The sequence below is a fragment of the Variovorax sp. J31P207 genome (genome assembly GCF_030316965.1).
In the GTDB taxonomy this organism is placed as follows: Bacteria; Pseudomonadota; Gammaproteobacteria; order Burkholderiales; family Burkholderiaceae_C; genus Variovorax; species Variovorax ginsengisoli_B.
In genome coordinates, this window is sequence record NZ_JASZYN010000008.1 from 67,166 (window position 1) to 89,564 (window position 22,399).

At 61.5% G+C, this 22,399-nt stretch carries 22 protein-coding genes; all 22 read left to right on the forward strand.

From position 1 onward, the window contains the following. Nucleotides 1-3: 3 nt before the first annotated feature. The 22 genes from QTI68_RS25745 to QTI68_RS25850 all read left to right on the forward strand — a co-directional run bounded on the left by QTI68_RS25745 (nt 4) and on the right by QTI68_RS25850 (nt 22,289). Entirely contained in the window at nt 4-1,110 is a 1,107-nt protein-coding gene (locus QTI68_RS25745; RefSeq protein WP_286525696.1) for an acyl-CoA dehydrogenase family protein, read from the forward strand. Next, a complete protein-coding gene (locus tag QTI68_RS25750; RefSeq protein WP_286525698.1) occupies nt 1,103-1,534 on the forward strand; it encodes a hotdog family protein in 432 nt (143 codons plus the stop codon). The genes QTI68_RS25745 and QTI68_RS25750 overlap by 8 nt, the downstream gene beginning before the upstream one ends. Beyond that, entirely contained in the window at nt 1,527-2,711 is a 1,185-nt protein-coding gene (locus tag QTI68_RS25755) for a lipid-transfer protein (protein ID WP_286525699.1), read from the forward strand. Before QTI68_RS25750 ends, QTI68_RS25755 begins: the two co-directional genes overlap by 8 nt. A gap of 10 nt (nt 2,712-2,721) precedes the next feature. Further along, nucleotides 2,722-3,891: an acyl-CoA dehydrogenase family protein gene (locus QTI68_RS25760; protein ID WP_286525700.1), complete on the forward strand. Its 1,170-nt coding sequence runs from the start codon at nt 2,722-2,724 to the stop codon at nt 3,889-3,891. 12 nt (nt 3,892-3,903) lie between these two features. Beyond that, on the forward strand, nt 3,904-4,800 hold the full coding sequence (locus QTI68_RS25765; protein ID WP_286525701.1) for an SDR family oxidoreductase: 897 nt from the start codon (nt 3,904-3,906) through the stop codon (nt 4,798-4,800). Next, nucleotides 4,790-6,025, forward strand: a complete 1,236-nt coding sequence (locus tag QTI68_RS25770; protein WP_286525703.1) for a CaiB/BaiF CoA transferase family protein — start codon at nt 4,790-4,792, stop codon at nt 6,023-6,025. The genes QTI68_RS25765 and QTI68_RS25770 overlap by 11 nt, the downstream gene beginning before the upstream one ends. A 36-nt stretch (nt 6,026-6,061) precedes the next feature. Next, nucleotides 6,062-7,039, forward strand: coding sequence for a Bug family tripartite tricarboxylate transporter substrate binding protein (locus tag QTI68_RS25775; RefSeq protein WP_286525705.1), 978 nt, complete (start codon nt 6,062-6,064; stop codon nt 7,037-7,039). Between the two features lie 34 nt (nt 7,040-7,073). After that, a complete protein-coding gene (locus QTI68_RS25780) occupies nt 7,074-8,045 on the forward strand; it encodes a Bug family tripartite tricarboxylate transporter substrate binding protein (RefSeq protein WP_286525707.1) in 972 nt (323 codons plus the stop codon). A gap of 15 nt (nt 8,046-8,060) precedes the next feature. Beyond that, nucleotides 8,061-8,735 carry a nitroreductase gene (locus QTI68_RS25785; protein WP_286525709.1) on the forward strand — a complete coding sequence of 225 codons (675 nt, stop codon included), beginning with the start codon at nt 8,061-8,063 and terminating at the stop codon, nt 8,733-8,735. Between the two features lie 668 nt (nt 8,736-9,403). Beyond that, nucleotides 9,404-9,895 carry a peptide-methionine (R)-S-oxide reductase MsrB gene (gene msrB, locus QTI68_RS25790; protein ID WP_286525711.1) on the forward strand — a complete coding sequence of 164 codons (492 nt, stop codon included), beginning with the start codon at nt 9,404-9,406 and terminating at the stop codon, nt 9,893-9,895. A gap of 74 nt (nt 9,896-9,969) precedes the next feature. After that, on the forward strand, nt 9,970-10,365 hold the full coding sequence (locus QTI68_RS25795) for a cupin domain-containing protein (protein WP_286525713.1): 396 nt from the start codon (nt 9,970-9,972) through the stop codon (nt 10,363-10,365). A gap of 473 nt (nt 10,366-10,838) precedes the next feature. After that, nucleotides 10,839-11,912, forward strand: coding sequence for an LLM class flavin-dependent oxidoreductase (locus QTI68_RS25800; RefSeq protein ID WP_286525714.1), 1,074 nt, complete (start codon nt 10,839-10,841; stop codon nt 11,910-11,912). Between the two features lie 9 nt (nt 11,913-11,921). Then, nucleotides 11,922-12,479, forward strand: coding sequence for a flavin reductase family protein (locus QTI68_RS25805; RefSeq protein WP_286525715.1), 558 nt, complete (start codon nt 11,922-11,924; stop codon nt 12,477-12,479). A 42-nt stretch (nt 12,480-12,521) separates the two neighbouring features. Further along, nucleotides 12,522-13,745: a CaiB/BaiF CoA transferase family protein gene (locus QTI68_RS25810; protein WP_286525716.1), complete on the forward strand. Its 1,224-nt coding sequence runs from the start codon at nt 12,522-12,524 to the stop codon at nt 13,743-13,745. Between the two features lie 113 nt (nt 13,746-13,858). Continuing rightward, the gene (locus tag QTI68_RS25815; protein ID WP_286525718.1) at nt 13,859-14,824 is read left to right on the forward strand and encodes an alpha/beta hydrolase; all 966 of its coding nucleotides are present in this window, start codon (nt 13,859-13,861) and stop codon (nt 14,822-14,824) included. Between the two features lie 33 nt (nt 14,825-14,857). Further along, nucleotides 14,858-16,516 (forward strand): flavin-containing monooxygenase, encoded by a 1,659-nt coding sequence (locus tag QTI68_RS25820; protein WP_286525719.1) that lies wholly within the window; start codon nt 14,858-14,860, stop codon nt 16,514-16,516. Nucleotides 16,517-16,636: 120 nt separating this feature from the next. Beyond that, a complete protein-coding gene (locus QTI68_RS25825; protein WP_286525720.1) occupies nt 16,637-17,368 on the forward strand; it encodes a glucose 1-dehydrogenase in 732 nt (243 codons plus the stop codon). Nucleotides 17,369-17,485: 117 nt separating this feature from the next. Continuing rightward, nucleotides 17,486-18,748, forward strand: coding sequence for an ABC transporter substrate-binding protein (locus QTI68_RS25830; RefSeq protein ID WP_286525721.1), 1,263 nt, complete (start codon nt 17,486-17,488; stop codon nt 18,746-18,748). Between the two features lie 16 nt (nt 18,749-18,764). After that, the gene (locus tag QTI68_RS25835; RefSeq protein ID WP_286525722.1) at nt 18,765-19,631 is read left to right on the forward strand and encodes a branched-chain amino acid ABC transporter permease; all 867 of its coding nucleotides are present in this window, start codon (nt 18,765-18,767) and stop codon (nt 19,629-19,631) included. Nucleotides 19,632-19,654: 23 nt separating this feature from the next. After that, nucleotides 19,655-20,749: a branched-chain amino acid ABC transporter permease gene (locus tag QTI68_RS25840; RefSeq protein WP_286525723.1), complete on the forward strand. Its 1,095-nt coding sequence runs from the start codon at nt 19,655-19,657 to the stop codon at nt 20,747-20,749. Then, nucleotides 20,746-21,525, forward strand: a complete 780-nt coding sequence (locus QTI68_RS25845) for an ABC transporter ATP-binding protein (protein WP_286525724.1) — start codon at nt 20,746-20,748, stop codon at nt 21,523-21,525. Before QTI68_RS25840 ends, QTI68_RS25845 begins: the two co-directional genes overlap by 4 nt. After that, nucleotides 21,522-22,289, forward strand: coding sequence for an ABC transporter ATP-binding protein (locus QTI68_RS25850; RefSeq protein WP_286525725.1), 768 nt, complete (start codon nt 21,522-21,524; stop codon nt 22,287-22,289). The genes QTI68_RS25845 and QTI68_RS25850 overlap by 4 nt, the downstream gene beginning before the upstream one ends. The last annotated feature ends 110 nt before the right edge of the window (nt 22,290-22,399 follow it).

Below are 22,399 nucleotides of genomic sequence, written 5' to 3' on the forward strand. Positions count from 1 at the left end.
CCCATGGATTTCAAACTCACTGACGACCAGGTGGCCATCTCCGATCTGGCCACCTCATTGTTTCGCGAACATGGCTCGGACGAACATGCCCGTTCTCTGCAGGACGCCGGTCAAGCCATTGACCGGGCGCTGTGGCAGAAGCTTGTGGACACCGGGTTGCTCGCGGTGGCGCTGCCGGAATCCTGTGGCGGCTCCGGCATGGGCATGCTTGAGCTTGGGCTGGTCCTTCAACAGCAGGGGCGGTTCCTCGCGGCTGCACCGATGTCTACGCATGCCTTGGTGACCCTTGCTGTGGCTACCCAAGGCTCGTCCGTGCTAAGGGACCGCGTCATGCCATCCCTGCTTTCCGGAGAACGGCCCGCAGCCCTCGCAACGGAACTGGATGTGACGACTGCCTTGATCGCGGAGCCAGGCGAACTTGGCTGGATCTTGGAAGGCCAACTGTCGAACATCTTGCTCGAGCCCTGGCATGAATTCCTCCTAGCCCCTGCGCAGACCCCGCAAGGCACTCGTCTGTTCCTGCTGGACCTGAAACACGTCGCGCCCAAGCGAACGACCGGAAAGCTAACGGACATGCAGACCGTATGCGAACTGTATTTCACTCGCGCTATCGTGTCGGTGGATTCCGAGCTTGGAACTTCGGCACTCGAATGGCTGAAACCCCGCATGGCTTGTTGCATCTCGGCATATCAGTTGGGCGTGTTGGAGGAGGCGTTGCACCGAGCGGCTGCCTACGTCAGCGAGCGCCAACAATTCGGCCGTCCGCTTGGCAGCTTCCAAGCTCTGGCCGTGCGTGCGGCGGACGCGTACATCCAGGTGGAACTGCTGCGCTCGGCGCAACTGCAGCTGGCATGGCGTATCGACCAGGGACTTCCCACCGAAGCCGCCGCAAGGGTGTCCAAGCACCAAGCAAGCCAAGCTGGACACATGGTCGGGCACACAGCCCAGCACTTTCATGGTGGAGTGGGTGCGGACCTGCAGTACCCGATTCACCGCTTCTATCTCAAGAGCCAGGCGTTCTCGCACATCGGTGGCGGAGCCGAGGCGCAGCTTGCGCGCATCGGGCGAGCGCTGGCTGACAACAGCTTTGCGGAGTACATCCATGAATGATCGATCTGTGCGACTCGCGGACGTGAAGTTGGGCGATGAGTTGCCTGCCTTGAGCATCCCGTTCAATGTGACTTCGGTGATGGCTGCTGCCATCGCAACGCGCGACTACCAGCCTGTACACCACGACGTGGAGCGCGCCCGAGAACTGGGCAGCGAGACTGTCTTTACGAGCACGCATACGGCTACCGCGTATCTGGAACGGCTGGTGCTGGCCTGGGCTGGACCTGGTGCGTTCCTCCGGAGCCTGAAACTTCGTTTGGGCGTTCCCAACTACGCGGGCGACACGCTGCTCCTTAGTGGCCGGGTCACCGCTGTTGATCTCGCATCCCGTTGCGTGAGCGTCGAGGCTGTCGGCACCAATTCCCGCGGGGAGCATGTGCATGCAGAACTCGTTGCTGTTTTGAAAGAGAGTCACGATGAATGAAATCCTGAGCGGCAAGGTCGCAGTTGCCGGGATCGGTGCGACGGAGTTCTCGAAGGACTCAGGCCGTACCGAGATGCGCCTGGCGGTCGAGGCGTGCTTGGCGGCGCTGAACGACGCCGGCATCGAACCGGCGGAGGTGGACGGGATGTGTACGTTCACGATGGATCACAACCCTGAGATGGACGTGCACCGCCTGATCGGGGGCAGGGACATGACCTTCTTCTCGCGCATTGACTACGGGGGCGGTGGTGCGTGCGCTCCGGTGATGCAGGCGGCGATGGCCATTGCCAGCGGTGCCGCAAACGTGGTGCTTTGCTACCGTGCCATGAACGAACGTTCCTGGTACCGTTTCGGGGCCGGCACCCCGCTGGCCAATGCGTCGACGGCCCCGACCTTCATCGCCGCCAATCACTACGCCTGGTACCTGCCGGCTGCACTGAGTACACCTGCGTCTTTCGTGGCCATGGCGGCTCGCGTATACATGGAAAAGTACGGCGTGACCAGCGAGGATTTCGGCCGGGTCTCCGTTGCTGCCCGTGACTTCGCCGCCACCAATCCCAAAGCCTTCTTCCATGGGAAGCCGATCACCCTTGACGATCACCAAGCTTCGCGCTTTGTTGCCGAGCCGCTGCACCTTCTGGACTGTTGCCAGGAGAGCGATGGCGCGGTGGCCCTCGTCATCACTTCGCTCGAGCGGGCACGGAGGTTGCGCAACAAGCCGGCGGTCGTGCGCGCGGCGGCGCAGGCCAGTGCGCAGGGCCAACACCGGCTGACCAGCTTCTACCGCAAGGATCTTGCGCAACTGCCAGAAATGGGACTCATCGCCAAGCAGTTGTATGCCCAGAGCGGACTGGGGCCGCGCGACTTCCAGTCTGCCATCCTCTACGACCACTTCACGCCCTATGTGCTGGAGCAACTCGAAGAATTCGGCTTCTGCGGACGAGGCGAGGCTAAGGACTTCGTGCGATCGGGCCAGCATGCCAGTGGGGGGGCGCTGCCGATCAATCCGAACGGCGGCCAGCTCGGGGAGGCCTACATCCACGGCATGAACGGCATTGCGGAGGCGGTGCGACAGATCCGTGGCTCTGCGTGCAACCAGATTTCCGGAATTGAGAACGTCCTGGTAACTGCTGGCTCGGGGGTGCCTACCAGCGGGATCATCCTGGGCCGCGACTGAGGAGTTTCGAATGCGATTTCAACTGACCGATACGCAACAGGCCTTGCGCGAGGAAATTCGGGGCTACTTCACCGCCCTCATCACGCCGGACCTCAAGGAGGCGTTGCGGGTACACGCCGCCACACCCATCTACAAGCAAGTCATTCGTCAGGTGGGCCGCGACGGCTACCTGGCCGTCGGATGGCCTCGCGAATATGGAGGCCGGGGCTATGGACCCATGGAGCAGTTGATCTTCGTTCAGGAAGCGCTGCGAGCGGGCGCTCCGATTCCGTTCGTCACGCTCAGTACGCTGGGGCCTACGCTTATGGTCCATGGCTCGCCGGCGCAGAAGGCCAAGCTGCTGCCGGGAATAGCGTCGGGGGAACTGCACTTCGCCATTGGCTACACCGAGGCCAGTTCGGGCACGGATCTCGCCAGCCTGAAGACGCGCGCCGTCGTATCCGACGATGGCTTCCGCGTCAGCGGCAGCAAGATATACACGAGCCACGCAGAGGGTGCCGATCTGATCTGGCTGGCTGCACGCACTGACCCGGAATCGAAGGCACACAAGGGGATCTCGATCCTGTTGGTGGACACAAAGGCTCAGGGCTTCTCCATGACGCCGATCGAGACCGTCGCCGACATGCACACCAACGTGACGTACTACGACAACGTCTTCGTGCCGCGCGACATGCTGGTCGGTGAGCTGAACGGCGGCTGGAAGCTGATCACCTCCCAACTGAACTACGAGCGCATTGGTATCGCGGCGCGCGGGATCCATGGAGAGCAACTTTACCGGCGTACGCTGGCCTGGGCCCGTGAGGGTGGGGCGGGTCGTCGCCCAATCGACGACCCGTGCGTCCAACGCCTGCTCGCCAGTGTGTACGCCCGGATGGAAACCTTGCGCATCATGAACATGCGGCTTGCCTGGAGCCTGGAGGGCGCCCAACCCGACCCTGCCTATGCCTGCGCGGCGAAAGTGCATGGCGTCGAAACCCTGGTAGAGACGTGTCGTGACCTGCTGCAAGTTCTCGGCATCGGCGGATTGGTCCGCCACGGGAGCGAGGCAGCGCTGATTGCGGGCGACGTCGAGGCACAGTACCGCCGGTGTCAGATCAACACCTACGGAGGAGGCAGCGGTGAGGTGATGCGCGAGATGGTGGCGACCCGGGGTTTGAACATGCCCCGCACCGTTCGCTGAGGCCCGCAGAACATGAACTCTGCGTGCACGCCCCGCTTCGGCTTCAGTGATGAGGAACTGGTGGCGTTGCCGACGGACTTCCGCGACGGTCTGTTCGATGATCAGGTGGTACTGGTGTCGGGTGCCGGAAGCGGGTTGGGCAAGGCGATCGCCGTGTTGTATGCGCGACTGGGTGCCAAACTTGTCATATGCGGCCGCAATGCAGACCGGCTCGAAAAATCGGCCCGGTTGCTGCGTTCGCTAGGGGCCGACACCCTGGAGGTTCCCATGACGATCCGGGATCCCGAGCAGGCGGACAGGCTGATGGACCAAACCTTCAAGCGCTTTGGCCGCCTCGATGTCCTGGTCAACAACGCGGGTGGCCAGTTTGCCGCCCCTGCGATTGACTTCACGCATCGCGGCTGGCAGGCCGTGATCGACACCAACCTCAATGGCACCTGGTACATGATTCAGGCTGCCGCCAAGCGTTGGGTTGCGCGCGATGTGTCTGGCCGAGTCGTCAATATCGTCTCGACGGTGTGGCGCGGACGGCCAACCACCGCGCACAGCTGCGCCGCCCGCGCCGGCGTCATCTACCTTTCCAAGACGCTCGCCGTCGAGTGGGCGCCGCACCGGATACAGCTCAATTGCGTGGCGCCAGGCGTGGTCGAGACTACGGGATTCGAGCACTATCCGCCCGATGGCCTCGCCACCTACTACGGGCAGCCCAACGTCATGCGCCGTCCGGGCGACGCGCAGGACATCGCGCAAGCCTGTGTGTACCTCACTGGCTCGAGCGCCAAGTTCATAACCGGGGAGGTAGTGACGGTGGATGGTGGCCAACAACTGTGGGGCGACCCGTGGCCTGCGGGTCGACCCGACTATTTTCGGCCTGATGCGCCCTCTAGGAGTGCCACTGATGAACTCTGAGGAATCCCTTTTCTCTCACTTGCGCGTTGTAGAAGTCGGCAGCTTCGTCGCTGGACCGGCGGCCGCGACCATTTTGGGTGACCTTGGTGCTGATGTCGTCAAGATCGAGCAGCCAGGTCAAGGCGACTTGTGGCGCCACCAGCATCGCCGACCCGAGTTGCCGCAGGCGACAACCAACTATCTTTGGCTGTTGACCGGCCGCGGCAAACGAAGCGTAGCGATGGACCTGAAGACCCCTGAGGGCCGGCAACTGCTACATCGTCTCTGCCGGGACGCCGACGTCTTCATCACCAACCTGCCGCTCCCAGTGCGCGGAGCGTTAGGTGCGGATCATCAGACTCTCTCCACCATCAACCCACGCTTGGTGTATGCCTCCTTTACTGGTTACGGAGAGGTCGGGGAGGAACGCGACGAAGCTGGCTTCGACACCACCGGATGGTGGGCGCGCTCCGGACTGATGGACCAGGCCCGCTCGGATCCAGACATGCCGCCGGCCAAGGCCCCGGCTGCCTCTGGCGACCACCTCTCCGCGTTGTCACTGTTTGGAGCCATCGTCAGTGCCCTGTACCGGCGCGAGCGCACTGGCGCAGGCGGCTACGTGGGTTCCTCCTTGCTGGCCAACGGCGCCTGGCAAAACGCCGTCTATATCCAGGCAGCGCTCGCGGGCGCGGAGTTTCGGCCGATTCGCCGCCGGTCGGAGAGCTGGAATCCGCTGAACATTCACTATCTTTGCAGCGACGACCGCTGGTTCATGATCACTCTCAACCCGGCGCACCAAGCACTGCACTGGACGAAGTTTGCCACCATCGTCGAGTGCCCTGACTTGCTGAGCGACAAGCGCTTCAATAGTTATGACGCACGGCTGCAGCACAACGTCGAGCTGATTCGACGGCTGGATGAGGCGTTCTCGCGCCGAACTGCCGCCGATTGGAAGCTGCACTTCAAGGGGTCTGGGATAGTCACGAGCATCGTCGCGCGCGCGGAAGACGCACCACATGACGAGCAGATGAAGGCCAATGGCATCTTGGTCGAACTTGATGGGGTGCCGGACGTGACAATGACAGTAGCAAGTCCTTTCTTCATCCAGGGCGAGAGCAAGCGACGTGCAAGCCGTGCCCCCGATGTAGGCGAGCACACGAACGCAGTACTGCGAGAGCTGGGCCTTCGCGACTCGGAGATAGCCCGCCTGAAGCTAGCCGGCGTCGTGCAGTCGCCGGAGATCTGACGTACTGCCGAATCCCTAGGAATGAAGGACACATACATGGCCAAACACCCTTTTCGCCGCCGGGCGGTCCTGAGCCTGCTGCTCGCACCCCTACTTGCAATCACAGAGGCATCGGCAGACGAGTTTCCGTCACGCCCGGCCCGCATCGTGGTTGGATTTGCGCCGGGCACTGGCATGGAAGTCAGCACCCGGCTATTGGCTGATCTGATGGCAAAGGAACTCGGACAGCCCGTGATCGTCGAGACCAAGCCCGGTGCCTCGACGATGATCGCTGCGGCGCAGGTGGCTTCAGCGCCGAAGGACGGCTATACGCTCCTTATGATGAACAATCAAACGGCTAACAACGTCCTCATCTATAAGAAGGTGCCGTACAAGAACAGCGACTTCACGGCCATCGCGGGTGGCGGGATTGTTTCAATGGTCATGGCGGTCTCCAAGACCGTACCGATTACCACCGGCCGTGAGTTCTTGAAGTACGCGAAGGAAAATGACGGAAAGCTGTTCTACGGCTATTGGGGGGCGGGCGGCAGCCCGCACCTGCTGGCCGCACGCCTCGCCTCTTCGGCCGGCTTGAATCTGCAGGGTGTCGGCTACAAGGATCCAGGGCAAGCGACTGCAGATCTGGTCACGGGCCGTATTCACCTTTTCTTCACTTCCGTCACTCACGGACTGTCGTTGCTGAGAGCGGGCACCGCGAATATCGTGGCGGTCGGCACGCCGCAGCGCCTGCCCAGCCTGCCCGACGTTCCGACGTTCGCCGAATCGGGCATCGAGGGAATGCCGAATCCTTGGTGGGGCTATGGCGTACCGACGGGCACGCCCCCGGCCGTTGTCCAGAAACTTGAGCGAGTCATCAAGGCCGCGGTGAACTCTCCCCGCTACCAGGCCATGCTGGCCAGTACTGGATCCATACCCATGCCGGTGGACAGCCCGACCAAGTTCCAAGAGTTCATCGACCAGGATCAGAAGAAGTGGGCCGCGGCCATTCGTCCGCTGAAATTGGAGCTCGATTGAGCGACATGCCGGCTGACCAACGTAGGAAAAAAAAATGAAACGAAGAACCTTGCTCAAGTTGACTCTTGCCCTGCCAGCGGCCTTGGCGATTTCAGTCAACGCCCACGCGCAGGATTGGCCCAGCCAACCGATCCGGCTCATATCCCCTTCTCCTTCGGGAGGGGCCGCCGATGTCGCAACCCGATTGATCGCAAAGCACTTGTCCGAGCTGGTTGGGCAACCTGTGATCGTGGACAATAGGCCAGGTGGCAATGGGGTGGTAGCCGGCCTGGAGGCGTTGCGCGGCGGCAAGGACGGATATTCAGTATTCATGGGCAGCACTACGACGCTCGTGGCGAATCCGTATCTGATGAAGCATGTCCCATTTGACCCTGCGACCGACTTTGTTCCCGTGGCAATGGTGGCATCGCTGCCGTTCGTCCTCGTAGTAAATCCGTCGTTGCCGGTCAAATCGGTAAAGGAGTTCATCGCGTATGCGAAGGACCGGCCAGGCAAGGTGACCTTTGGAAGCGCCAACGCGACCAGTTTGGTCGCGGCGTCCACGTTCAACCAGATGGCCGGCATCGAAATGTTCAATGTTCCCTACAAGGGCGCCCCGGCTTCGTTGACCGATGTCGTAGGCGGGGAGATCGACTCCGCCTTTGTCGACTATTCGACGGCGCGCGCATTGATCCAGTCGAATCGTCTGCGATTGCTGGCGGTTACATCCGCAAAGCGTTCACCACTGATGCCACAGACTCCCACCCTTTCGGAGTCAGGTCTACCTGGATACGAAGTGATCGGTTGGACCGCCATGTCCGTCCCTGCTGGCGTACATCCTTCAATCGTTCAGCGCTTGAACCGAGAGATGCAGAAAATCCTGTCCCGCAAGGATGTGCAGGAGCAATTGGCTACGTTGGGGCAGGACTACATCCTGAAATCCCCGGAGGAGTTCGCCTCCTTCCTGCGCACTGAACGGCCGCGCTGGGCCCGGATGATCCGTAATGCTGGCATAAAGCCCGATTGAACCGCCGGAGTATGCATGCACTTGTCTACGTTAGAAGAACTCCTCTCTGAGCGCCACAGTTGTCGAGGATTCCTGCAGGAGTCAGTTCCGCGATCGCTGATCGAAAACATCTTCGCAATGGCCCAGCGTGCCGCGTCCTGGTGCAATGCGCAGCCCTGGCATGCTACGTTGGCGTCTGAGCGCGCGATCGAGAGGTTGCGGGCCTTGCTGCTGCGTCGCTTCGATGAGCGAAACCCGGGACGGGCTGATTTCGAATTTCCATCGGCGTACTCAGGAACTTACCTGCAGCGCCGACGGGACTGCGGTTTGCAGTTGTACCAATCCGTCGGCGTAGAGCGCCACGACAAGGATGCGGCGCGGCGGCAATCTAGGGAAAACTTCCAATTCTTTGGTGCTCCGCACGTCGCAATCATGACGACCGATGCGCAGTTGGGCGTTTATGGAGCTGTAGACGTGGGCGGGTACGTCCAGATCCTCATGCTCGCAATGCAGGTTCATGGAATTTCTTCTATCTGCCAAGCGGCGCCGGCCGTCTACAGTGGTGACGTAAAAGCCGCGCTCGGCATCGATGAGAGCCGTCGGATGGTTTGCGCGGTTTCATTTGGCTACGAAGCGCAGACCCATCCCGCAAACTCATTCAGAACGCAACGCGCCGAACTTGCAGAGGCGATAGCCTGGGTCGACGAATGAAGGCAAGCGCGGCCGCGTTCTCAAGGGGCTCTGGCGCGAACATGGGCTCGTGATCAGCATCGTCTGATCAGACCCGCTGTCTCCGAGCAACTGGAGCACGAATCTGGCCGAAGGGCCCGGCTCGCCTTGCGGCTATATGTCGACTCGAGCGCCCCACGGGTGGCGTCAATATCGATAGAGACCGAGTAGGGACTTGGTACTAGAGGTCGACGCAGCCCGAGTGACTGTATGGGCGCGGCTGTCAATTGTGACGGCGCCGGCCCCGACTTGCTCGCGAAGTAGACGAATGAGTCGGTGAGGGGTGGCTGGCGACTCCGATGTTGCTGTATGTGAGAACCGCGCCCTAAGGCGCCGCGCGGCTAGAGCGAGGGCCCTAACGTGCTCGGCGTAGCACACGGGACAGCCAAGGCGATCCTCTGGCTGCTGCCCAACCCCTGCCTAAACAAAGGTTCAGTCAACCCAACTATGTGTGCAGGGCTCTCGGCCTGTTGGTTGGGAATGTTTGCGTTCTCTTGCGCCACGATCGTGCGCATCCAAACTCGAACGTTGATTCCATCGACGATGGTGCAATACAAGTCAACTGCGGCGCCTGCCATCCTCTGGGCCGGGGTGTGAGGGTTCGCAGTCACACCCGAGGCCCCCACCACCATTTTTCAACGGATCTCGCCATGCAAGCTTTCATTCTTTGCCCGCCTACCGTGTCACCGCCCGAGGAGAACGAGGTGAGAAAGTACCGCAAAAATCCCCATACCATCTCGAAGCTTTCGCGGGAGCAGTACCGCGTGACGCAGCTCGGTGCGACCGAATACCCCGGGACAGGAGAGCATCTCTACAACGACAAACCAGGCATCTATGTGGACATCGTGTCCGGAGCGCCAGTTTTCGCCTCATCTGACAAGTTCGACTCCAGAAGCGGCTGGCCCAGCTTCACCAAGCCCATTGTCGCCGCCAACGTACGTGAACGCCCGGATCCCAGACAAGGTGGGATCGAGGTTCGATCTACACACGGCGATAGTCATCTGGGTCACGTCTTTCGTGACGGCCCGGTCGAACAGGGCGGCTTGCGCTACTGCATCAACTCTGCAGCTCTGCGATTTGTTCATCGCGACGATATGGAGGCCGAGGGCTATGAAGGCTACTTCGATCATGTTCGTGAATGACCGGCCGTGCAAATTCGATGATTACTCGAAGCGCTGGAGCTCTCTCTGTTAATCCAAACTCGAAAGGAAGTTTTATGAAATCAACTCAACTTGTCGTGGCGGCGGTCCTATTCGGAGCGAGTTTCGCAACGTTCGCCGATTCCCAGTCACCCGAGATCGGGCGCACGGAGCTCATGCGCCGCGATCTTGGCGATCCCGGCCGCGAGGTCATTCAGGTTCGCGTGGATTTTTCTCGTGGGGCGGCATTTCCCCGGCACTCCCACCCAGGTGTGGAAGTTGCCTTTGTACTGGAAGGCTCACTGGAGTATCAGTTTGACGGGAAGCCGCCGGTGACGCTCAAAGCTGGAGAGTCCCTGTTCATCCCGGCCGGGGCAATCCACTCGGCCAAGAATGTCGACGAGGGCAGGTCGTCCGAACTCGCCACATACATCGTGGAAAAGGCACGGCCACTCGTCAAGACAGCCCCTTGAAGCGCGTGTGAGAACCTGTGGTGGGCAAACCTGGCGTCATACGTGCAACGCCTTCGCCAGGCAAAGCATGGCCGAATCATTGACAGGCTCCCAAGGAGCCCGCGCACAGGCCGTTCGATCGACCTGGTGCGCGGGAGGACCTGCACAGAATCTCATGCGCCCTGGCATCGCGGCTTGCTCAAGCACAGGGCGACCACGGACAACGGTCGATCGTGACGCGTGTCTTCCCACGTGATCTGGCTCGGGCTCGACATCGAGCGTTGGTCCTTCGCAGAGTCGCAGACGCCAACAGCTCAAGAGGGCCGTGAGCCCGCATGTACGAACGAGGGGGCGACTACTAGCGTCGGGTCGAAGAACACCATTCAGCAATCAAATTGAAGGTTTGACATCGAAACAAGTGTCTGGTCGCGCGCCGCATCGGTGCCTAGACTCCGAGCATCGACACCGCACTGCAACGACAAGGAATGACTCCCATGAAACTCGGTTTCTTCACCATGCCCATGCATCCGATCGGCAAGGACTGGCAGCAGTCGCTACGTGAGGACCGAGAGGCATTTATCCTCGCTGACGAGTTGGGCTTCACGGAAGCGTACTGCGGGGAGCACGCCACCGATCCGGAAGAAAATATCACGTCTTCGGCGATGTTCATCGCAAGCTTGGCGAACGCAACGAAGCAAATCCGTCTTGGCACTGGCACGATCAACATGCCGAACCATCACCCTGCTGCCACTGCAAGTGAGATCGCCATGCTGGATCATCTGCTGGGCGGCCGCTTTATTCTCGGCATCAGCCCCGGGGCGCTGCCGTCGGATGCAGAGATCTTTGGGAACATGGATCTTCCGCGACCAGCCATGTTCCTCGAGGCCATCAACCAGGTTCTCCAACTCTGGACGACTAAGCCTCCGTACAACATCAAGGGGCAGTTCTGGAATCTTTCCACAGAACGGACGTACATCCCGGAAACGCAAATGGGCACGATCCCGCTGCCGCTGCAGCGGCCGCATCCTCCGATCGTCGTCACCGCGGTGGCGCCGTTCTCCCAGGGCATTGCTGAAGCGGCCGCGCGCGGTTGGGACCCAATCTCGGCCAACTTCCTGCTGCCCAAGTGGGTGAAGACGCACTGGACCAAGTACGTTGAGGGTTGCGAGCGTGCAGGCCGCCTCCCCGAGCTTTCCAACTGGCGCGTTGCGAAGACCGTGTTCGTGGCAAAGGATGATGCGACCGCGGAGGCGTACGCCATGGGCAGGGATGGCCCGTACTACTACTACTATCAATCGCTGTTCTCAAAGCTCAAGCGACGCAGCGCGCTTGGCGTGTTCAAGCACGATCCGAAACAGCCGGACGACGAGGTGACACTGGATGACGTGATGAGGCAACTCGTGATTCACGGATCGCCAGCGAAGGTGGCTGATCAACTGGGAGGCCTGCGATCCGAGATCGGTGAGTTCGGCACCCTGCTGTACGCCGGCGTGGATTGGAAAGATCCGCAACTGGCGCGCGACTCGATGCGGCTTTTGGCAGAGAAGGTCCTGCCCGCGATTCGTTGAAGCACCACTATGGAACTGCGCCACTTCACGCTCGACGGAAGCCACGACGCGCGCCAGCTTCGTAACGCGCTCGGCCGATTCCCTACCGGAGTCACGGTGATTACCACGCGTGCACCGAATGGAAAGCGCGAAGGCCTCACGGCCAATTCTTTCGCAGCGCTGTCGTTGGAGCCGCCCTTGGTGCTTTGGAGCATCGGCCGCAAATCGCCGTCGTTGGAAGGCTTCTTAGCCTCGGGTCATTTCGCGATCAATGTACTGTCGGCAGGACAGTCTGACGTCTCGCACCGGTTCGCCATGCCGAGCCCGGACAAGTTTGCCGGAATCGAGGTGGAGAGCGGCCTCGGCGGTTCTCCGTTGCTGCCTGGGGTGTTGGCGCGCTTCGAGTGCGAGACGGAACAGACCATCGACGGCGGGGACCACGTGCTGTTCGTTGGCCGCGTGCGCAATCTCGCCTTTGGCGACGGTGAGCCACTGATCTTCAGCTCGGGCCGCTACTGTACGGCGCTGACTCTGTTGACCGGCACGGCAGCCGCGGATCTCGACCGAGTTTGGGGCGGCCTCGGTTGATCGCTCGCTTCGAGCACCGACAACTAATTTCCTTTGTCTACCATGACCCAGAACTCCAACAAGCCAGGCGCGCTGCACGGGACGCGCGTCCTGGACCTCGCTACGATGATCGTCGGGCCAATGGCCGCACAAATGCTAGGCGACATGGGCGCCGACGTTATCAAGGTCGAGCCTCCCGAGGGCGACATGACACGACGCATCGGGCCACGTCACTCCAGCGACATGGGCGCCTTCTTCCTGTGCAGCAACCGGAACAAGCGGAGCGTGGTACTTGATCTGAAGAGTGCTGAGGGCAAGGAAGTGCTGGAGGCTCTGGTAAGCACGGCTGACGTGGTCCTTCATTCGATCCGCACCGATGCAGCTTCCCGCTTGGGACTTACCTGGGACAGACTGAGCCGTATCAATCCCTCCTTGGTTCTCTGCCACGTCAAGGGCTTTGCCGACGATGGCGCGTACGCTGGAAAGCCTGCATATGACGATGTCGCTCAAGCCACCTCAGGGTTGGCAGTGCTGCAGTCAGCCATTGCCGGCGAGCCACGATACGTGCCCTCGATCATGGGCGACAAGATCACTGCGGTGCATGCGGCCTTTGCGGTTGTCTCGGCACTCTGTCATCGGCATCGCACTGGCGAAGGTCAGGAGGTCAGCGTGCCGATGTTCGAGCAGATGGTCGCGTTCAACATGATCGAGCATCTATGGGGTGAGAGCTTCGTTCCTTCGCTGGGTACCATGGGCTACCCACCGGTGAGCACGGCTTCTCGTCGGCCGTTTCGCACCAGCGATGGTGAGTACTTGTGCGTTCTCCCGTACACGGATCAGCACTGGTCCCGGTTCTGCCAGATTGTCGGCGATCCGGAACTCACGGCCGACGCCCGGTTCAACACGCACGTGGCGCGGCAGGCCGATCAGCCTGGCTTCTGGAACGAAGTGGGTCGACTCGTGGCACAAAGGACGAAAGCGGAGTGGACGGAACTCCTGACGAAGGCCGACGTTCCCTTCGGCAACGTCAACTCGCTCCCTGACCTGCTGGAGGATCCGCACCTGAACAGCGTTGGCTTCTGGGGCACGCGAGAGCATCCAACCGAGGGCACCCTTCGCGTCTTGGCAAATCCCATCGCGATGGAAGCCTCACCTACATCGCTGGGCCGTTTGCCGCCGAGGCTTGGCGAGCATTCAGTAGAGGTGCTCCGCGACCTCGGATTTGACGCGGCCGTCATCGAGTCCCTGATCACACAGGGCGTGACCGGCGTACCTCCCGTCCGTTGAGACATGTGGGCACGACAGCGCTTCACCAGAAGTCGGACAGCCGGACTCGCGACGAGACCGCACTCGGCGAAGCGCGTACCCACGCAAGCTACTTGCCCTTGAAGGACTGACTTATGTCTTCCCTGGATCCCGAAGTCGAGCACATGCTTGAACTGGCTAAGCAGGCCGATCGGCCGCCTTTGGAGGCCTTGACGCCGGCAGAGGCGCGTGATGCATATGCAGCCAGCTGGGATGTCTTGCAGCCGCCGCGCACCGAAGTCGGTAGCGTTCGCAACGAAGCGATCTCCGGGCCGGGTGGGCCGCTGCAACTGCGCATTTATCGCGGAGCTGCGACGCAGTCGGGCGAGCGGTTGCCCTGCCTGCTGTACCTGCATGGCGGCGGCTGGGTCATCGGCAATCTGGAAAGCCACGACCGGTTGTGCCGGCAATTGGCGAATCTAGCGGGCATTTGCGTCGTGGCGGTCGACTACCGCCTCGCGCCGGAGCATCGCTATCCCGCAGCGGTGGACGACGCAGTAGCCGCACTGCATTGGGTGGAGAGGAACGCTGCTGCCTTGAGCATCGCGCCTGACCGGATCGCAGTGGGTGGTGATAGCGCGGGCGGCAACTTAGCCGCCGTGCTCGCGCTTATGGCCCGCGACGGAAGCGTTCCCCCGGTGAGCTACCAGGCGTTGCTATATCCGGCACTGGACCTCGCCGCCGACAGCGAATCCTATCGGAAGGTCACCGCCGGCGTCTCGTTGACGGCGGCGACCATGCGTTATTTCATCGACCATTACACGCCATCGCTCTTGCTCCGAAAGGACTGGCGGGCCTCGCCCCTCCAGGCAGCAAGCCTAGCTGGCACGGCCGCTGCGCTAGTCCTCACCGTGGCCCACGATCCGCTATGCGACGAGGGCCGGGCCTACGCCGCCCGGCTGGAAGCCGAAGGCGTACGGGTCACAGCGCTGCACCTGAGCGACCACATGCACGGCATGCTTCTTACCGGAAAGCTGGTACGCGCCAGCAACACCATCCTCAGCTTCGTCGCCGCAGCCATTGGGCTGGCGTTGCATTCACCCACACCCGCCCGGCCTTGAACCCCGCCGCGCAATGATTACGCAGGAAGATAAATGACTTCACCTCTATCGAGCCACCCCGTCCGCACCGTGGACGCTGTCGTCATCGGCGCCGGCTTTGCCGGCCTCTATATGCTGTATCGTCTGCGCCAGCTCAAGCTGAGCGCGCAGGTGTTCGAGGCGGGCGCCGGTGTGGGCGGAACCTGGTACTGGAACCGATACCCCGGCGCGCGCTGCGACGTCGAGAGCATGCAGTATTCATACTCGTTCTCGCCGGAGCTGCAGCAGGAGTGGGAGTGGACCGAGCGTTACCCCCAGCAAGCCGAGATCCTGCGCTATATCAATCACGTGGCGGACCGCTTCGACTTGCGGAGCGACATCCAGCTGGAGACGCGCGTAACCGCCGCTCACTATGACGAGGCGAAGCACCTCTGGACCGTCAAGACCGATCGTGGTGAAGAGTTGGTCGCGCGCTTCCTGATATCCGCGGCGGGATGTCTTTCGGCTGGCCGCGTGCCAACCATACCCGGCCTCGACAGCTTCGAGGGCAAGTGGTACCACACCGGCAACTGGCCGCACGACACGGTCGATTTCACGCGGCAACGTGTCGGTGTCATCGGCACCGGCTCGTCGGGCATCCAGGCGATTCCCGCCATTGCACAGCAGGCGGGCGAGGTGGTGGTATTCCAGCGAACGCCGAATTTCAGCATCCCGGCATGGAACCGGCCGCTCTCGGCAGTGGAGCAGCAGGAGTGGAAGGCCAAGTACCCTGAGTACCGCGAGCAGGCGCGCAAGACGCGCTCGGGCATCCTGTACGACTACAGTCAGCGCGGCACATTCGATGTCAGCGAGGCAGAGCGGCAGCAGGAATACGAGAGCCGTTGGCGCCGTGGCGGCGCCAACTACACGCACGCATTCAATGACATCTTTTTCAAGCGCGAGGCGAACGACCAGGCAGCCGAATTCGTTCGCAACAAGATACGAAGCATCGTAAAGAACTCCGAGGTTGCAGCCAAGCTCGCTCCAACCGACCATGCCATCGGCACCAAGCGCATCTGCGTCGACACCGACTACTACGACACCTTTAACCTGCCGCATGTCAGCTTGGTCGACCTGAAGGCAACACCGATCAAGGAGATCGTGGCGACGGGCATTCGCACCACGGACACGACCTACGAGCTGGACAGTATTGTGTTCGCTACCGGCTACGACGCGGTGACGGGCGCGCTGGACCGAATTGATATCCGCGGCCGCGATGGCCGAGCGCTCAAGGAGAAATGGACCGAGGGGCCGCGTACCTACCTAGGCATCATGACGGCCGGCTTCCCCAATTTGTTCTTCATCACCGGACCCGGAAGTCCGTCAGTGTTGACTAACGTGGTCGTGGCGATCGAGCAGCACGTCGACTGGATTGCGCGCTGCCTGCGCAACATGCAGGAGCGGGCCCTGAACGTTGCGGAAGCGAAAGCCGAGGCCGAGAACGAGTGGGTCGCGCACGTGAACGAAGTCGCCGACAAGACGCTGTTTCCAACCACCGCGTCGTGGTACACGGGCGCCAATATCCCTGGCAAACCCCGCGTGTTTCTGCCGTACGTCGGCGGCCTGGGCACCTATACCGTGATCTGCGATCAGGTGGCGGAGGACGGTTACCGCGGCTTCCTCCTGCAATCGCCGCTCGCCCCCGAGAACGCCGACGCAGCCAACCGACCTTGAGAGCGTAAACGGCGCAGGGGACTTACGCCAGCGCCACTGCGTGACAGCCGCTTCGCAAATGAAGAAACCGTGTCGACATTGCGACGGTATTGCCGTAATTCGGCCCATCCAGGAGACAAAATGAATCGATTGCAAGACAGGGTTTTTATTATCTCGGGCGGTGCCCGTGGGCTCGGCGCCGCGCAGGCCCGACTCCTGGTGGAAGCGGGCGCCAAGGTGGTGATTGGCGATCTGCTGGTGACGGAGGGCGAGGCGCTGGCGGCTGAACTCGGTGAGGCTTGTGCTTTTCTGCCGCTCGATGTGACCAGCGAAACGCAGTGGAGCGATGCCGTTGCGCTGGCGGAAACGCTCGGCAGGCTTCACGGCCTGGTCAACAATGCCGGCGTCTACAAGCCCCTGCCACTGGCCGAGACCGACACCGCCGAATTCGAACGCCACACCCGCGTCAATCAGCTCGGCACCTTTCTAGGGATCAGGGCGGTGCTGCCCGCCATGGAACGGACGGGTACAGGCGCCATCGTCAACATGTCATCGACGGTGGCCTTGCGCAGTGCTCCGAACGCCATCGCGTACACCGCCAGCAAATGGGCTGTTCGGGGAATGACCAAGGCGGCGGCCCTGGAGTTGGCGCCCAAGAATATCCGCGTCAACTCCGTGCATCCGGGGCCGATCGACACCGACATGCTGAATGTCAGAACGCGCGAAGAGAACCTTCGCCGTGTGCAGCAGGTGCCGATCAGGCGGCTGGGCACCGCGCGCGAGATCGCCGGACTCGTATTGTTTCTCTTGTCCGATGACAGCGTCTACATGACCGGCTCTGAGATCGCGATGGACGGCGGCGCGGCTTTGTAGGGCACTTCACGCGGGGATTCGTCCTTGCACATCTTCGTAGATTCAATCGCCTGTTTGGGCGAGATCTCGGTTAGCAACGCACACCGTCATCCGGGTGCATATATTGGAGACACAACAATGAACGCGACAAGCAATTCAGCGCCATCCGCCGCAAACGCAGCATCGACCCGGGTCGCGAGCTCGACCAGAACGGTGGCAAGTGCACTGATGCTGGCTGGCATGGCCCTCGCCGCCAGCGCGTTCGAGGCGCCTGGCGATGGCGTCTACAACGACCGCATCGACTGGGGCGTCATGATGGACCTGAGCGGCCCGACCTCGGCGTCGCAAGCCATCTGGGTCAATGGCTTCCTGGACTACATGCGGCGGACCACCGAAAGTGGGGGCATTAACGGGCGCAGGATCAACGTGCTGGCCGAAGACAGTCGCTACAACGCTGCTCAGGACAAGGTCAACTATGAGAAGCTGGTGACTCAAACGCCGGTTCTAGGCATCTCCGGCCTCGGCACAGCGGGTGCCCAGGTCGCGCTGGCGCCCACCATTCGCAGCGGAAAGGTTCCGATCGTCGGAACCTACACCAGCACCAAGGCGCTGTCCGAGCCGACGTCGCCCATGGTCTACGGCGGCTTCTGCGGCTACCGCGAGATGGCTCAAACCGGCGTGCGCTACTTCACCGAGAACCTCAAGCTGAAGAACCCCAAGGTAATGGTGGTCTCGGTCGAGAGTGCTGGTGGTGTCGAGTATGCTGAATTCGTGGCTGACGCTGCCAAGAAGCTAGGGGGCACCTCGAGCATCATCACCATGAAGGTCACCGCAGCCGACGTCACACCGCAAGTGCAGGCCATCATCGCTGCCAAGCCGGATTTCATCACGATCTACGGTGTCGCCAACACAGCGATCCTGACGATGAAGGCGATGCAGCAGTACGGTTTGAAGATTCCCACGTTCGGCATCTCCTACCTTGGGGCGCCGAACATCTTCAGCTCGATTGGGGCGGAGGCAGGCGGCAACTACACATTCGTCAGCTGCTTCACACCCGGTGGTGCCGACAACACCCCAGGCAACAAGGAACTTTCCGCCTACGCGGACAAGATTGGCCGCGGAGGGATGAAGGAGGACATCAACTACGTGGCCGGCTGGACCACGGCGCAGATGGCCGCGGAAGCGATTGCTCGTGCAGGCGCCGAACCGACGCGCGCGAAGCTGATGGACACCATGAACAAGGGTTTCACGGTCGACACGAAAGGCCTGTCCGCCCCGATTGCGTTCACAAAAGACGACCATATCGGGCCGCAGGTTCTGAAGTTCTTCGGCTATGACTATGTAGCGAAGAAGTTCAAGGCCTATGGCGAATACGACGACTACGTGAAGTACACCAAGTAACCGGGCAGGCAACATCATGCTTGCACAAGTACTCTTCAGTGGTCTGGCCCTGGGCAGCATCTATGGTCTGGTTGCGCTCGGCTTCGCCGTCGTCTTCAAGGCGACCGAGGTGTTCAATTTCGCCCAGGGCATGTTTGTCGTGTGCGGCGCGTTCTTCGCCGTGACGACGATCACCCTGATGCAGCTACCGTTCCCGCTCGCCGTTTCGGCGGTGATCGGCGCTGCGGCGGGGCTGGGCATCGTCATTCACGTGCTACTGATTCAGCCGCTGTCGGGCCGGCCAATGCTGTCGGTGATCATGGTGACGATCGCACTGTCGATCGTGATGCGCGCCATCATCGAAATCAGCTACGGGCCCCAAGGCCGCCCGCTGGTGACGCCGTTGCCCGCGGGAATCTTCATTGTGGGTGACGTCCGCATCTCGCAGCTTCACCTTACCGCGGCGGCGGTGAGTTGGGCCTGCATGGCCAGCTTTGGCGCCTTCTTCCAGTTCACGTCAGTCGGGCTACTGATGCGGGCGACCGCAGACAGCCATGAGGCAGCCCTCGTATCGGGCATCAACGTGAACATGATGAACCGGATGGCCTGGGCCATCGGTGCGAGCCTGGCCGCGATTGGGGGTCTTTTCATGGGCCAGTTGCAACTCGCTTCGACCGAACTTGAGGGCATCGGCCTGCTCGCGCTCCCTGCAGTGGTGATCGGCGGCATGCAAAGCATTCCGGGCGCCATTGTGGGGGGCCTGCTGGTGGGCGTAGTCGAGCAACTCGCTGCCACCTACATCTCGCCCAAGTCCAGCGACATCGTGATCTATGCCTTGCTGCTGCTCATCCTGATGGTCCGCCCGTGGGGGCTGTTCGGCCAGCGCGAGCTTGGCCGCGTCTGATATTCCACCCGAAGGCTGTTCTTATGGCGAACCAGGAAATCACACTGTCCCTGCCGGCACGAGCCCGTCCGTTTCCATGGCGCTGGCTGGGCGCCGCCGTCTGCTTCACGGCACTTTGCTATCTTCCGGTTCTGTTGACGGATCGGTCGATTCTCGGCGTGCGGCTGTCTAACATGCAGTTGCTGAACATCGGGCTCACCCAAGTGAATCTGATGATGATCACCATGATCGGAGCGCTGTCGCTGAACTACCTGACCGGCAGCGCAGGCTTGATCTCGATTGGCCACGCCGCCTTTTACGCCGTTGGCGCGATGACCGCCGCGGTGACCGGGACGCAGTGGGGTTGGCCCTTCCCATTGGTGCTGCTGGCCGCTGGGTTTGCGGGCTCGTTGGCGGGACTGCTGGCTGGATTGCCATCCCTGCGGGTGCGAGGACTGTACTTTGTGCTGTCCACTTTCGCGGTGCACTACATTGTCGTTTTTGCCTATGCGGAGTACCAGTACAAGTTCTTCGACGTCGTCGGGGTACCGTACAAGGAAGCCGCGCTCGGTCCGATCGCACTGAACACGCCGCTGCGCTGGTACTTCTTCCTTCTGCCGGTCGTGGCGCTGGTATATCTGGGACTGCGCAATTCGCTCTGCACGCGAGAAGGCCGCGCCATGATGGCGATGCGCGATCACGAGCTGGCTGTCACCTCAGTTGGCGCCGACGTTCGGATTCTCCGGCTCAAGGCCTTCGGCCTGAGTTCGGCAATCACCGCGATGGCCGGAGCTCTGTTCGCGTACTACTTGACCAACGTCACCTCTGAAACTTTCGGAATTCAGTTCGCCATCCAGTTCATCGCGATGATCATCATCGGCGGAATGGGCTCGTTGCCGGGTGCGCTCGTTGGAGCGGCAGTGTGGTTGCTGCTGCCCTCGATCATCACTGGCTTCGCAAGCCAAGCCGGTGCCACCACCGGACTCGCGCATCGCATCCTGGTAGAGAACAAATCGCAGACCGTGCAACTGATTTTTGGGACGCTCGTCATTCTGCTACTGCTGTTCGCGCCCACCGGCATCGCCGGCATGGGACGGAGGCTACGAAACCACTTCGTGGTGGGACGGGACAAGCGATGAACGCGCTGCTCGAAGTTAAGGGCCTGTCGGTCGGCTATGCGAGTAAGGGACTGGCGCTGGAAGACATCAATCTGACCGTGCCGAGCGGTGGCATAGTCGCGCTGCTGGGAGCCAACGGCGCCGGCAAGACCACCCTGATCCGCGCGGTAACCGGCCTGCTTGACTTGCACCATGGCCACGTGACACGGGGCGAGGTGACATTCGATGGTGCTCAGGTACTGGGCCTGCCTTCGCACCGATTGGTGCGGCTTGGTATGGCGCAGGTGCCCGAGGGTCGGTTGATATTTAAGCAGCTCACGGTTGAAGAAAACCTGGGGGTTGGTGCTGCCGCCGTTCCGCGCTCCGCGCTGAAAGGACGGCTGGAGGGCGTCTATGAATTGTTTCCGCGGCTGCGCGAGCGGCGCAAGCAGTTAGCAGGGTGGATGTCGGGTGGTGAGCAGCAAATGCTGGCGCTCGGCCGCGCGCTGGTGTCCGGCCCCAAGGTGCTGCTGATTGACGAGCTCTCGCTGGGCCTCGCACCACTCATTGTTCAATCTATCTACAAACAACTAAGGTTCGTCGGCGAGACCCTCGGCACATCGATGCTAGTCGTCGAGCAGAATGCCCGGCTTGCACTCGAATTCGCTGCGACGGCCTACCTTCTCGAGCGTGGCCGCATTGTGCTGTCGGGGCCGGCCGCGGCGATGGCAGCCTCAGAACTAGTGAAGGAGTCCTATCTCGGCTCAGCCCGCACGTCTGCGCCCGTGACAAGCCAGGCAGAGGAGGTACAGCGATGAACGCCGCGATGCTCGACATCAAGGACTTGCTGATGCGCTTTCAGGGCATTGTCGCACTGGACACTGTGTCATTCACGATGGACGCCGGTTCGATCACATCGCTGATCGGCCCGAACGGCGCCGGCAAGACCACCTTGTTCAACTGCATCACCGGCATGTACCGTCCGACCTCCGGTCAGGTAGCCTTCGAAGGTCAGGACATCACCGGTCAAGCGGCGCATCTGGTCTCGAGACACGGCATTGCACGCACCTTCCAGAACCTCGCGCTGTTCGGCGGCCTTTCCGTGCTCGACAACTTGGTTGTCGGCGCCTACCGCCAGGGCTCCTCAGGTTTGCTGCAGGGTGCGTTGCGCACCGGCCAGGCACGCGCGGAGCAGCGTGCGGCCAAGGCTGCGGCCATGGAGGTGCTTGAATTCCTGGGTATGAGTGAAACCGCTGGCCAGCTGCCGGGGGAGCTCTCGTATGGACGCCAGAAGCAAGTTGAGTTCGGTCGCGCGCTGATGCAAAAGTCCCGGCTCGTGCTCTTGGATGAGCCAATGGCGGGCATGAGCGGGTCGGAAAAGATTGCCATGACTGATCTGATTCAACGCGTGCGCATGAAATACGGCATGAGTTTCCTCATCGTGGAGCACGATATTCCGGTGATCATGGACATTTCGAACAAGATCATCGTGCTCGACTTCGGCCGCAAGATCGCCGAAGGCACGCCTCCCGAAGTACAAGCCAATGAAGCGGTGATCGCTGCTTACCTGGGTTCTGGCTAACCGGCGACAAATGCAATGAGTATCACACTGGGTCGAAGGAGTAACTCCTGCAGATTCCCACTCGAGTGCTCCCGCACGAGGCGCTGCCACTCGCCAACGTAGAACCAATT

What these genes read in the sequence shown, in the direction of transcription:
- QTI68_RS25825 (WP_286525720.1), top strand. Translation starts at nt 16,637, where the DNA reads ATGAATCGATTGCAAGACAGGGTTTTTATTATCTCGGGCGGTGCCCGT.
- QTI68_RS25845 (WP_286525724.1), top strand. Translation starts at nt 20,746, where the DNA reads ATGAACGCGCTGCTCGAAGTTAAGGGCCTGTCGGTCGGCTATGCGAGT.
- QTI68_RS25755 (WP_286525699.1), top strand. Translation starts at nt 1,527, where the DNA reads ATGAATGAAATCCTGAGCGGCAAGGTCGCAGTTGCCGGGATCGGTGCG.
- QTI68_RS25770 (WP_286525703.1), top strand. Translation starts at nt 4,790, where the DNA reads ATGAACTCTGAGGAATCCCTTTTCTCTCACTTGCGCGTTGTAGAAGTC.
- QTI68_RS25850 (WP_286525725.1), top strand. Translation starts at nt 21,522, where the DNA reads ATGAACGCCGCGATGCTCGACATCAAGGACTTGCTGATGCGCTTTCAG.
- QTI68_RS25750 (WP_286525698.1), top strand. Translation starts at nt 1,103, where the DNA reads ATGAATGATCGATCTGTGCGACTCGCGGACGTGAAGTTGGGCGATGAG.
- QTI68_RS25840 (WP_286525723.1), top strand. Translation starts at nt 19,655, where the DNA reads ATGGCGAACCAGGAAATCACACTGTCCCTGCCGGCACGAGCCCGTCCG.
- QTI68_RS25830 (WP_286525721.1), top strand. Translation starts at nt 17,486, where the DNA reads ATGAACGCGACAAGCAATTCAGCGCCATCCGCCGCAAACGCAGCATCG.
- msrB (WP_286525711.1), top strand. Translation starts at nt 9,404, where the DNA reads ATGCAAGCTTTCATTCTTTGCCCGCCTACCGTGTCACCGCCCGAGGAG.
- QTI68_RS25745 (WP_286525696.1), top strand. Translation starts at nt 4, where the DNA reads ATGGATTTCAAACTCACTGACGACCAGGTGGCCATCTCCGATCTGGCC.
- QTI68_RS25815 (WP_286525718.1), top strand. Translation starts at nt 13,859, where the DNA reads ATGTCTTCCCTGGATCCCGAAGTCGAGCACATGCTTGAACTGGCTAAG.
- QTI68_RS25785 (WP_286525709.1), top strand. Translation starts at nt 8,061, where the DNA reads ATGCACTTGTCTACGTTAGAAGAACTCCTCTCTGAGCGCCACAGTTGT.
- QTI68_RS25820 (WP_286525719.1), top strand. Translation starts at nt 14,858, where the DNA reads ATGACTTCACCTCTATCGAGCCACCCCGTCCGCACCGTGGACGCTGTC.
- QTI68_RS25780 (WP_286525707.1), top strand. Translation starts at nt 7,074, where the DNA reads ATGAAACGAAGAACCTTGCTCAAGTTGACTCTTGCCCTGCCAGCGGCC.
- QTI68_RS25805 (WP_286525715.1), top strand. Translation starts at nt 11,922, where the DNA reads ATGGAACTGCGCCACTTCACGCTCGACGGAAGCCACGACGCGCGCCAG.
- QTI68_RS25765 (WP_286525701.1), top strand. Translation starts at nt 3,904, where the DNA reads ATGAACTCTGCGTGCACGCCCCGCTTCGGCTTCAGTGATGAGGAACTG.
- QTI68_RS25760 (WP_286525700.1), top strand. Translation starts at nt 2,722, where the DNA reads ATGCGATTTCAACTGACCGATACGCAACAGGCCTTGCGCGAGGAAATT.
- QTI68_RS25775 (WP_286525705.1), top strand. Translation starts at nt 6,062, where the DNA reads ATGGCCAAACACCCTTTTCGCCGCCGGGCGGTCCTGAGCCTGCTGCTC.
- QTI68_RS25800 (WP_286525714.1), top strand. Translation starts at nt 10,839, where the DNA reads ATGAAACTCGGTTTCTTCACCATGCCCATGCATCCGATCGGCAAGGAC.
- QTI68_RS25810 (WP_286525716.1), top strand. Translation starts at nt 12,522, where the DNA reads ATGACCCAGAACTCCAACAAGCCAGGCGCGCTGCACGGGACGCGCGTC.
- QTI68_RS25795 (WP_286525713.1), top strand. Translation starts at nt 9,970, where the DNA reads ATGAAATCAACTCAACTTGTCGTGGCGGCGGTCCTATTCGGAGCGAGT.
- QTI68_RS25835 (WP_286525722.1), top strand. Translation starts at nt 18,765, where the DNA reads ATGCTTGCACAAGTACTCTTCAGTGGTCTGGCCCTGGGCAGCATCTAT.